We start from the raw sequence: 11,127 nt of genomic DNA on the forward strand, positions 1-11,127 counted from the left end.
CACGATCTCCCATGCGATCGTGGGCTTTATTACATGATGGATTGAAAGTATCTTAGCTAGCAGCGGAAATACCAAAAGGTGGCATACCCTAAGAAACCTTTGTAGTGATCGGCCTCGTTCTCCACCACCTCTGTAGGCGTTCCTTCGCTGCGTCCTTACCGATGATTCCCTCATCGAGACGGATCTCTAAGAGGAAGTCCATCGCGTCTCCCACATCTTTAGAGGGGCCGATACCAAGTATCTCCATCACCTCATTACCGTCAAGTTCAGGGCGAATGGAGGCCAGCTCTTCCTGTTCTGAGAGAATCTTCACTCGCTCTTGGAGTTCCTCCATCTTTTGATGGAAAAACTTCACCTTGTTCTTATCCCGAGTAGTCACATCGGCGAGAGTCAGTTCGTTAAGTCTCTCGTACAAGGGGCCGGCATCTCTGACATAGCGTCTTACTGCTTTATCGTTCCACCCAGCCTTGTATGTGTGGAACCTTAAATGTAACTCCACCAGTTTGCAGATCGCATCTATCTCGTTGCTTGAATACTTTAGTGCCAAAAGACGCTTTCGCGCCATTCGAGCTCCAACTACATCGTGAAAGTGGAACGAAACACCGTTTGGAGTGATCTCTCTTGTCTTAGGCTTCCCGATATCGTGCAAAAGTGCAGCCATTCGAAGGATTAGATCAGGCGAAGTCTTAGAGACTACAGCCACGGTGTGAGCTAAAACGTCTTTGTGCCGGTGCACGGGATCTTGCTCCAAAGCCAAGGCTGGAATCTCAGGAAGAAACTCCCCCATCACTCCTGTGTCAATCAGGAACCACAGCCCGGAGGTGGGATCTGGAAGAACCAACAGCTTAGAAAGCTCCTCCCTGATTCGCTCGGGAGATACAACACTAAGCCTGCCTTTTAGTTCACCCGCAGCATCCAAAATATCTTTATCAGGCTCAAGCCCAAATCGTGCTACGAAGCGAGCAGCTCTAAGCATACGCAACGGATCGTCGCTGAAGCTGTCCTCGGCTCGACCTGGCGTCTTTAGCTTTCGTTCTAAGAGATTGCGTAGTCCGCCGAAAGGGTCTATCAGCTTTGAATCGATACCGGTTAACTCGATTGCCATGGCATTTATGGTGAAGTCACGTCTAGACAGATCTTCATCTATCGACTTCGAGAAGTTGACGGAGGGTTTGCGCGAGGAACTCTCGTAAGACTCAGCCCTGTGTGTCGTAATCTCGATCTTGCGCATGCCGATCTCTAAAGAGATAGTTCCAAAGCGCTTTCCAACAAGCCACAAATTGTCAGCTACTGGTGAAACAATACTTTCAATCTCTTCTGGCGTGGCATCGGTAGTGAGGTCAACATCGGCAACGTTTTGATCAAGCGCACCGAGCAGAATATCCCTTACAACTCCACCAACGAGATACAGCCGCCGTCCTGCCTGCTCAAACCCGTCTCTAAGTGGGTCAAGTTCTTTGTTGAGGTTATCGATCACTTCTACACTACTCATAGCCGCTCATCTACCTTGCGTAGGAGGTATCTACAACCTACCCGTTCTCGAATAAGACTAAACGTGTTGACCTCCGATTCTCGGGCTGGCTACTACCGATCTCTCAGAATACTTCAAAGCCTTTGATCGGCACCCATCTTCACTAGCTTTAGTGCTTCGTCCCAAGATAAGGATCCCTGTCTCCTAAGGCCCTCTTTCGGGACTCTGCTAGAGACTCGACCGTTTCATGGGAAACCTTACCCCGTACTTCGTCTTCCTTGGGTAATATCAGTTCACCAGCCAGAGCACCTAGAGTCGCAGTCGTGGAGTCACGCAAGGCATCAAGGTCGTAACCGCCTTCTAGGAACACAAGCGTGTGGCCTTTGCGAACAAAAGACGTGGCCCAACTAGTCATCTCGTAGAAGTCCTTTGCCGTCAACCCAAGATTGGTCAAGGGATCTTTGTAGTGTCCATCAAAGCCAGCCGATATTACAATCCAATCGGGTGAAAACAGCTCAATGACGGGCTGCGCAACGATCTCAAGAGCGGCGCGAACAGTCTCACCCGACGAGCCTTCAGGAACTGGAAGATTCACGGTGTATCCAAATCCATCTTCAGCTCCAAGTTCCTGTACTCTTCCCGTACCGGGGTAAAGGGGGTGTTGATGTGTCGATACATACAAGACCTTGTCACTCTGGTAGAAGACGTCCTGCGTTCCATTTCCGTGATGAGCATCGAAGTCTATCACCGCAACCTTGTTTCCCTGTGAAACGAGGTGGGCAACCGAGACGGCTACGTTGTTTATCAGACAGAACCCCATTGCTGTACTCGATGTGGCGTGATGACCTGGTGGTCTCACCACGAGAAATGCACTGTCAGCCTCTCCAGCTTGAAGCTTTTTGATGGCATCGAGTCCAGCCCCAGCCGCCAATACAGCAGCCCTAAAGGACTGATCTGAAACTGTGGTGTCTGAATCGATTGCGCCACCACCCATGACACAGAATCGCTGCAGATTGATGAGGTACTCCTGCGCGTGAACGGCCTCAAGACTCCCGGGGTCTGCCTCGGTGGGCGTAAAGAATCTCAACTGATCTTCAAGACCAGCTCGTCGCACGCCCTCCAATACAGCAGTGATGCGAGATGGAGACTCAGGATGGAAGGTACCAGAGTCGTGCTCAAGATACTGGGCGTGTGTACCGATTAAAACCACCACGAACATGATCTTATTACGAGTCCCCCAAAAAGTTCGCTAGCCTTATCTCTATAGCGACCAACTACATCCCTCGACAAAGGAAGGCGCTGAACTTCAGCGTGGATGGAATAGATGTTAGAGTATCCCCTTGGCCCGGGGAGGTTGAGTCATGTCTTGTCTCTGCCAGGATGGGGAGCCTCCTTCACCTTCTAACAGAGGAGCCCCTTTCTACAATTCGACAGATCGCCTCACGATCAGGGTACGAAAGGTTGTTGTGGCAGTCTTCCGATGACCTTTCCGAAACTACATTCAAGCGTATGGGCTTTGAAGAGAGAGACAGATTACATGTACTAGTTGCGTGGGACCTAAAGATTCCGTTCCCGGAACCCGTTACAGACTTATCGGTGCGACGCGCTCGACCCTCAGACATCGAATCGGTACTTGAGATAGATCACCAGTGCTTTGAACCGTTCTGGCAGCTGGATCCTCAGGGTATCGAAGAGGCTATTTTAGCTACACCCAGGTCTCGATATCGAGTCCTAACGCACAGACATAACCCTTCAGAGGTATTGGGCTACGCAATCTTTGGCCAAGGCTCGGGAGCGGGCTACCTTCAGAGAATCGCTGTAACACCTCTGCGACAACGCTCGGGAGGTGCCACCGCATTAGTGTCCGATGGTTTCCACTGGCTAAAACGCTGGCGAGCGCAGAAAGTGAGCGTAAATACCCAAGTTACTAACGCCAAGGCCTTATCTCTCTATCTAAAACTTGGATTTAATCTCCAAAGACGAGGCTTGTCGCTGTATCAGTGCTCAGTATCTCCAAACTAAACAAAAAGGTGATCAAAGCGTACCTGTCTAAGAAAAAATTGAGAAGAGGGCTGAGATTGTCTCCCACTCTACGCACCTTTGGCGTAGTGGTGATCTCTGTTATCTATTTCTCGATACCTTCGGCGGTGGCTCCAGCTCCGGCAAGCGCCTCATCAACCCCTGTTATCAACATTGCACGGGCGCCGGGCGTGGTCACTTTGGGTGGAAGCACTAGCTTCACTGTTACCGTGTTGAACGGATTTCAAAATTTAGAGATATACGAAACCCTATACCCAAAGATCATCTCCAGAACAGCCCTTTTGAGTCTAAAACCACAAAGCACACCCCCTTCTTACCCTATTGCTATCTCTGCTCCTACATCTTTGAATATCGTTAACAGCTCGTCACCAACCTCCTTCACTATTCCATTATCCATCGGATCGAGTCCATCGTCTTCTTTGAACCTTAGCAGTTGTGGAACTTCATGCTCGGGAAACTACCCGTTGCAGATTCGACTGGCTAACTCCCAGACTGGAGCGGTTTACTCGGAGATAACTATACCCATGACCGTAGTTTCAGGATCGGCTACCAAAGCTCTCGGCGTGTCGTTCGTACTCTCATACCAGACACCTTCATTCAGTCCCAAGGTCTTTCACAGCCTTATATCTTTTCTAACCACACACTCCACACTCGCCATGGCAGTCGACATAGCACCTTCTCTCCTAGCGGACGCAGAAAATAGCCGGCTTATACAGGTTCACCAAGATCTTCTCCAACTTCTGCACTGGTCTCTCTCAAAAGGACACGATGTAGTTGCAACTACTTACGTTCCAGTGGATCCGACCTGCCTTTCCTACCTCAAAGGACCAGGATCTTATAACACGCAGATCAACAGCGGACTACGTGTAGTTGAGCCTTTCTCGCCAAGCAACAGGATCAAGACTTTCCTGGCAAGTCCGTTCAACTCTGCAGAGACCTTAGCGACACCGATGAAGATGGGTTATTCACAGGTCCTAGTTCCAGGATCCTATCTATCCACTCTCGGATTTACCACCACTCTCACTGCTCCTGTCCGTGTAGCTGGCCTGCCGGCCTCCATGATAGGTATCGACCACACCCTTAGTCAAGAGTTTTCAAACACCAGCGGATCACTTTCCCGACTATGGGCAGTGGCTGACCTTTCTCAGATCTACTTCGACGCACCAAACGATCCACGTCTACGGGTGGTAGCAATTGACGTTTCGATATCTAACTCATCGCAAGCATCATCGTTTGCCACAGCCCTAAAGAGGGTGCTGCTCAATCCTCTGCTCGATCCGCTCAATATTGAGCAGGCTTTTTCGGTTCCAAGTGTCAAGTCCGTCCCTCTACAACGCCTCAGCTTGAGTTCCCCAACATCTAAGGGGTGTGTGAAAACTCTTCGTGATCAGTTTGTCAAAGCAGAGCAAGACGTTCAAACACTGATGTCACTCAGCACAAAGATTTCGCAGGCCGACACCTTGAACTCCTATCTCTTGTCCGCCGAGGCGTATTACCTTACCGAAGATGAGACTAAAAACATACTGCGTCAGGTGACCGTCCTTGCATCCAAGGACTTATCCTCAATCGGCGTCGTTGCGAACAGCAACTTCACTCTGACCGCAAGAAAGACCACTATCCCTATTACCGTCACTTCGAAGTTCAAGGTACCTGTCTCTATAGTCTTGGAGTTGAAGTCGTTGAAGTTACAGTTTCCATCTGGAAACAAACGAGATATCACTCTTACTCGTCCCATAGCAACCGTTTCTTTCCCCGTCGCAGTCAAGACACTAGGAAGCTTTCCGTTGCAGATCGTCGTAAAGGCGCCCAACGGCTCGGTCATCACAACGTCGGAGATCGGTGTCCGCTCTGAAGCGTTCTCGATAGTCGGAGTGATACTAACAGCTGGATCATTAGGTGTGTTTTTGCTCTGGTGGGCAAAGAGTATCTTAAGGACCAGACGCAAGCGAAGAGTGGCGAGAACCAACAAGTGAACTCTTCACGAGTTATTACGAGGATGCAGGAACTACTGGGCAGCTCCCAGAGCGCCCGTACAAACGCCGCATATATGGCGGTGGGAACGGCTGTCTCAAAGGTGACTGGACTAGTGCGGATCATAGCATTGGCGTATGCGCTTGGACTTAGAGTTGGGGATTCTTACAACTTGGCCAACAACACTCCCAACACGCTTTACGACCTACTCCTTGGTGGAATAATAGCCTCGACGATCGTACCGGTATTTTCATCTCGCCTTGCAACCTCCCTCCAAGATCGGGCATGGCGATCGATATCCGCCGTGGTTACCATCTCTATCGCAGTCTTGGGTCTGCTCACCATTGTGTTTGAGTTTGCAAGCCCTTTCATCATCGAGGCGTACTCATTCGAACGTTCGGCAACATCTTCACAACAGACGGTCATTCTTGCGACTCAGTTACTACGCCTCTTCGCTCCTCAGCTCTTCTTCTACGGTGTGATAGCCATGTTGAACTCGACGCTTTACAGCAGAGGGCACTTCTCCACGCCTGCCTTTGCGCCGATATTTAACAATGTATTCTCGATCGCTGTTTTAGTTATCTACTCCGTACTTTACCCACATCCCACAACCGGTTCCGTACTTCACGACCCCACACAGATGCTAATTCTGGGCGTAGGTACGACCTTTGGAGTCTTCTTACAAACCGTTGCCCTACTGCCGGCAATAAGGAGATACGCACCTGATCTACGGGTAAGTTTCGACTATCGAGATCCAGTGGTCTTAGAGATTACGAGGCTATCTGGCTGGACCTTTGGCTACGTACTAGCCAATCAAATCGCCTTGTTTGTAGTATTGGCAATCGCCTTCGCTCATCAGGGATATGTCACTGCGTATAACTACGCATACCTCTTTTTCCAACTTCCCTACTCTATCGTCTCACTTTCTATCATGAGCGCCGTTCAACCACAGCTAGCGGCTCTTTGGGCCAAGGCAGAGCGGCAGGAGTTCCAGAGGAAGCTTGCTTCATCTCTTAGAGCAGCGGTCACCGTTACGATACCAGTATCTGCAATTTATCTGAGCGCAAGCCAGCTCATTATCTACGTAACGTTGGCACATGGAGCTATGAATAGGGCTGGTGCACAACTAACAGCGAGAGCGCTGATAGGCTTCGCCGTTGGCCTGCCGGGCTTTGCAGCATTTCTCTCGATCAATCAGGCGCTTCAGTCCATGAAGCGGAATCAAACGGTTTTTTTTCTATACTTCATAGAAAACCTACTAAACATTGTTCTGGCCTTCATCCTTACCAAACCCTTCGGTATCCTTGGACTCTCTTTGTCTTTCTCCCTCGCATACGACGCAGCTGCTGTTGTTGGAGTGCTATTAACCTCAGCGATGGGACTAAGGTTGGGGTATAAGTCATTACTGCGGTCATGGTTTAATTCCCTTACTGCTTCTGTTGTCTGCGCAGCAGCTACCTTTCCAATGGCTAGCTACGCAGCTCATCAAAGCGGTATTATGCTCTACGTATCGGCTGTCATTGTTGGAGCACTATCAGCATCTGCCTTTGTTGCAGTCACATACATAGCAAATCGATTTAGAGTTACACAGGGGGCCTAAAACACGTGGGCAATGTAGGGGTTGTGACCGACTCAGCTGGTGATCTCTCACTCGGCCAGTTGATGGAGCACGATATACGGGTAGTACCGCTAAAGGTTAGATTCAGTGACAAAGAGTACGTCGATGTGGTTGAACTAGACGCATCAAGCTTCTGGGAACTTATGAAACATAGCTCGGATCTTCCACAAACATCGGCGCCCTCGATAGGAGAGTTTGAAGCAGCGTTTCGAGAGATGGCCGAGGGTGGAAAGGAATCCATCATCTGTATTACACTTTCTCAAGACCTTTCAGCTACCTACCAAAGCGCTGTGGCTGCCGCAAAGAACGTCGCTTCACTCATAGAGGTCGATGTGATCGACTCTCGCTTTGTTTCTCTAGCTGAAGGCTATCTTGCACTAAAGGCTGCCGAGCTTGCGGCGAACAACCGATCGCTACCTGAGATCCACAGCCACATTATGGAACTAATTCCTAACATCTCGGTCTTCGGTACCCTCGATACCCTTGAAAATCTAAAGAAGGGCGGGCGAATAGGAGCCGCACAGGCCCTCTTGGGATCACTACTCTCCTTCAAACCGGTTATCGAGGTTAAAGACGGAGCTGTACTCCCGGAGTCAAGACAACGAACGAGAAGTAAGGCTCTCGACTACCTTCTGAGCAAGATATCTGAGTCGGAGTCTTACAGTTGGATCGGAGTTATGCAGGCCGAAGCACCAGAAACAGAAAGTTTTGTCGAAAAGGTTCGCCAGCGTACGAAGATGAGTGATGTTTTTGTTACTACTATTGGGCCGATTATTGGAACTCATGCAGGAATTCGCACACTCGGACTGACTTTGGTCAGAAATATTCACTAGCAGAGGGAGAGTTGAGATGCAACAAGATACTCAATCCGCAGTCAATAAGGAGCAGGACTGGGCAGAGAAGGCCGCTGATCTCGTCGAGCAGGTAGCCAATACCTTACGTCAAAAAGGTATTGAGCCTTTGTTCCGGATTGGCAGACTTATGAGCTACGGGATAATCGCACTCCTAGCTGGCGTTATTGTGCTCGTGGTCACCATGACGGTGATCGTTAGGCTGCTTACGGATTATGCTTTTGGTCATCATGTCTGGATTACCTACCTCCTAATCGGAGGAATAACGCTAACTCTGGGCATGTTTTTGATGAAGAAGATGAAGTCGTACGACATTTAGGTCTGCTTAGTCTGGAGTTGTCTTGGAACACAAGAAAGTCATCATCGTTGGGTCGGGGCCGGCTGGTCTCACTGCCGCGATCTATACAGCCAGAGCTGATCTGCAGCCATTAGTAGTGGAGGGAGAGCCTTCTTCGACATCTGACCAGCCAGGTGGACAACTAATGCTTACTACGGAAATCGAAAACTTTCCTGGCTTTCCAGAGGGCTTAATGGGACCTGAACTGATGACGAACATGCGTTCTCAAGCGGCAAGATTCGGTGCAACCTTCCATACGGCCAAGGTAACTAAGGTTGACTTTAGCTCTCGACCAATACTTTTGTACACCTCAGATCAATCCGGCGAGGAACCGGCATATAGTGCGAACTCTCTCATAGTTGCAACCGGTGCTAGGTCGCTGATGCTTAACCTTCCAAACGAGCATGAACTTATCGGGCATGGCGTATCTACATGTGCAACGTGTGACGGCTTCTTCTTTAGAGGTCAAGACATAGCAGTGGTTGGAGGAGGAGACTCTGCTTTAGAGGAGGGTCTATTCCTCACAAAGTTCGCCAAGTCGGTCACGATTATACATCGTAGAGATACCTTGAGGGCATCGAAGATTATGCAAGACCGTGCGATGTCTAATGAGAAGATCCGCTTTGCCTGGAACAAGGTGGTCACCGAACTAAAAAGTGAAAACGGCGTTCTTACCGCTGTTGAGGTTGAAGATACCGTAACCGCTGAACGCTCCTCAATCGACGTTTCAGGTCTGTTTATAGCCATCGGTCATGCACCGAACACCGACATATTCAAAGGTATTTTGGAGATGGATGAGGCAGGCTACATCGTTACCCACAACGGCACCCATACCTCCGTCGAGGGAGTTTTTGCATGCGGTGATGTCCAGGATCATACATATCGCCAAGCTATAACAGCGGCAGGATCAGGATGCATGGCAGCGATCGACGTCGAGCGTTGGCTAGAACATCACAACTAAGAGCTACGCAAAGAATTATCAGACAAACAGAGAGGTAGATGCGTAATGACTAAGCCCAACATTGCCCAACTAAATGACACAAACTTTGATGAGTACATAAAGACCGCAGAAAAGCCAGTGCTAGTGGACTTCTGGGCAGAGTGGTGCGGTCCATGCAAGATGATAGCGCCAATTTTGGAACAGATAGCCGCAGAAGAAGAGGCTAGGGTAGGTATCGCAAAACTAAACGTAGACGACTCCCTCGAGGTGGCAAGACGGTACGAAGTAATGAGCATTCCGACCCTGATACTATTCAAAGACGGAAAGGTAGCCAAGAGAATAGTAGGGGCTATGCCAAAGAGCTCTCTACTCCGAGAGCTCAACCCTCACCTGTCGTAGAATCACAAGGAGATACCAAGTCGACCGAGCCTTTCACTCCAGTATTTCGAAGCAATCGAGAAGGGGATGAAGGTCCGGAAGTAGCCGACATACAGTCTCGACTGAGAGCCCTTGGATATGAAGTCGAAGAAGACGGTAGATACAGCGCAGCCACTGCTGCAGCTGTGTCTGAGTTCCAGACAAAAAGGGGCATACCTAACCACGGTGTCTGCGACAAAATTACGTGGATGGCTCTCGTCGAAGCAGGATATCAGCTAGGAGATAGGGTCCTGTACCTCAAACGTCCTATGTTCAGAGGAGATGATGTCTCTGAACTTCAGTATCGTCTTGGATCACTCGGATTCGATCCAGGAAATCTGGACGGTATTTATGGGCCAAAGACAGCAAAAGCTCTCAACGAGTTTCAGTTCAACGTAGGTTTACCCGCAGATGGAATCTGCGGTCGCACAACAGTACAGGAGCTAAAGAGGGTTTATGGTCGCTCATCGGAACACATACGAGGAGTGAGAGAACGCGCATATCTTAGATCAAGACGCCTGTCGTTGGCCGAGGCAACAGTCGCCGTAGTGTCACCCCACGAACTTGAGGTGTCGGCTGAAATCATCTCGCTTAGACTTCGACAAAACGGAGCTAAGTCCCTCAACATATCATCTGTAGATCAGAGCGAGCTTGCTCACCTCGCCAACGAACTGAAGGCTGATGCATGCATACACCTCGAGTTTTCTACGTCGGCAGTACAGATCGCTTATTACTCAGGATTCTCCTACACATCTCCTGCCGGTCAATCCCTCGCACAGCTGATCGCTCAGGAACTTACAGCACAGCTTCCATCTCACCCTCTAACTCTACGAGGTATGACTCTTCCAATACTAAGAGAGACGCAGATGCCAACTGTTTCGCTTCAGATTCAGGCCCCGTCTCTGTGGGTAACGCAAGCACCGGTAATTGCTGAGAGTGTACAGCTTGCTCTCACACAGTTCTTTCAAGACCCAAGGATCTAAGTTTCGAACGTCAAGCCCCTGCGCATATCGCTAACTAACCCGTACGATAAAACTTAAGCTAATCAGCAATGTCCACCCAAGTTGTCTATGGACTATCGAGTGTTTCGGTGTGAAACTTAGCCTTGCATAAGCAGTAGCCACTGTGTGATCCCTACATAGGTCATAAAGGGCAGAAAGGGCAACACATAAGTGACCACTTAGGTCGCTTTAGGTTGTGTCCCGATAGTTGTGCAAATTCCACGAGTGAATTGATTTGCTAGTGGTGGCCATGGTATCTAGGAATTATTAGCAAACTAGAACCTCAAGGAGGTAGACCATGACCACCACAAACAATACTAAAGCACTTATCGAGTCAGTAAAAGAGACACTTACCCAAGATGGAGATCTGCTAAGAAATATTATCCAACAGGTCCTACAAGAGATGCTAGAAGCAGAGATGGATCAGGTGCTTGGTGCATCTAAGTCCGAGCGCTCCGACAAAAGGCTTGGATATAGAAGC

General features: G+C 49.4%; 11 protein-coding genes. 9 read left to right on the forward strand and 2 right to left on the reverse strand.

Features of this window, described 5'->3' with window-relative positions; translation table 11 throughout:
- Positions 1 to 88: 88 nt before the first annotated feature.
- Positions 89 to 1,492, reverse strand: coding sequence for a CCA tRNA nucleotidyltransferase (locus BUA24_RS09135; protein WP_072791612.1), 1,404 nt, complete (start codon positions 1,490 to 1,492; stop codon positions 89 to 91).
- Positions 1,493 to 1,640: 148 nt separating this feature from the next.
- Positions 1,641 to 2,684: a histone deacetylase family protein gene (locus BUA24_RS09140; protein ID WP_218587458.1), complete on the reverse strand. Its 1,044-nt coding sequence runs from the start codon at positions 2,682 to 2,684 to the stop codon at positions 1,641 to 1,643.
- Between the two features lie 98 nt (positions 2,685 to 2,782).
- Here BUA24_RS09140 and BUA24_RS09145 point away from each other — a divergent pair, with 98 nt between their 5' ends.
- From BUA24_RS09145 to BUA24_RS09185, 9 genes are all read left to right on the forward strand, one after another.
- Complete coding sequence (locus BUA24_RS09145) at positions 2,783 to 3,493, forward strand: GNAT family N-acetyltransferase (protein ID WP_072791618.1); 711 nt, start codon at positions 2,783 to 2,785, stop codon at positions 3,491 to 3,493.
- A gap of 56 nt (positions 3,494 to 3,549) precedes the next feature.
- The gene (locus tag BUA24_RS09150; RefSeq protein WP_072791620.1) at positions 3,550 to 5,484 is read left to right on the forward strand and encodes a DUF6049 family protein; all 1,935 of its coding nucleotides are present in this window, start codon (positions 3,550 to 3,552) and stop codon (positions 5,482 to 5,484) included.
- Entirely contained in the window at positions 5,481 to 7,082 is a 1,602-nt protein-coding gene (gene murJ, locus BUA24_RS09155; RefSeq protein ID WP_072791622.1) for a murein biosynthesis integral membrane protein MurJ, read from the forward strand. Before BUA24_RS09150 ends, murJ begins: the two co-directional genes overlap by 4 nt.
- Positions 7,083 to 7,105: 23 nt before the next feature.
- On the forward strand, positions 7,106 to 7,933 hold the full coding sequence (locus BUA24_RS09160) for a DegV family protein (protein WP_072791625.1): 828 nt from the start codon (positions 7,106 to 7,108) through the stop codon (positions 7,931 to 7,933).
- 16 nt (positions 7,934 to 7,949) lie between these two features.
- On the forward strand, positions 7,950 to 8,270 hold the full coding sequence (locus BUA24_RS09165; RefSeq protein WP_072791628.1) for a hypothetical protein: 321 nt from the start codon (positions 7,950 to 7,952) through the stop codon (positions 8,268 to 8,270).
- Positions 8,271 to 8,292: 22 nt separating this feature from the next.
- Positions 8,293 to 9,249 (forward strand): thioredoxin-disulfide reductase, encoded by a 957-nt coding sequence (trxB, locus tag BUA24_RS09170; RefSeq protein WP_072791630.1) that lies wholly within the window; start codon positions 8,293 to 8,295, stop codon positions 9,247 to 9,249.
- Between the two features lie 45 nt (positions 9,250 to 9,294).
- Complete coding sequence (gene trxA, locus BUA24_RS09175) at positions 9,295 to 9,627, forward strand: thioredoxin (protein WP_072791633.1); 333 nt, start codon at positions 9,295 to 9,297, stop codon at positions 9,625 to 9,627.
- Positions 9,540 to 10,628, forward strand: coding sequence for a peptidoglycan-binding protein (locus BUA24_RS12810; protein WP_272867301.1), 1,089 nt, complete (start codon positions 9,540 to 9,542; stop codon positions 10,626 to 10,628). Before trxA ends, BUA24_RS12810 begins: the two co-directional genes overlap by 88 nt.
- 316 nt (positions 10,629 to 10,944) lie before the next feature.
- Positions 10,945 to 11,127, forward strand: a 183-nt coding sequence (locus tag BUA24_RS09185; protein ID WP_178138780.1) for a transposase, incomplete at its 3' end; no start/stop codon positions are given.

It is taken from the genome of Ferrithrix thermotolerans DSM 19514 (assembly GCF_900128965.1).
Taxonomy (GTDB): domain Bacteria; phylum Actinomycetota; class Acidimicrobiia; order Acidimicrobiales; family Acidimicrobiaceae; genus Ferrithrix; species Ferrithrix thermotolerans.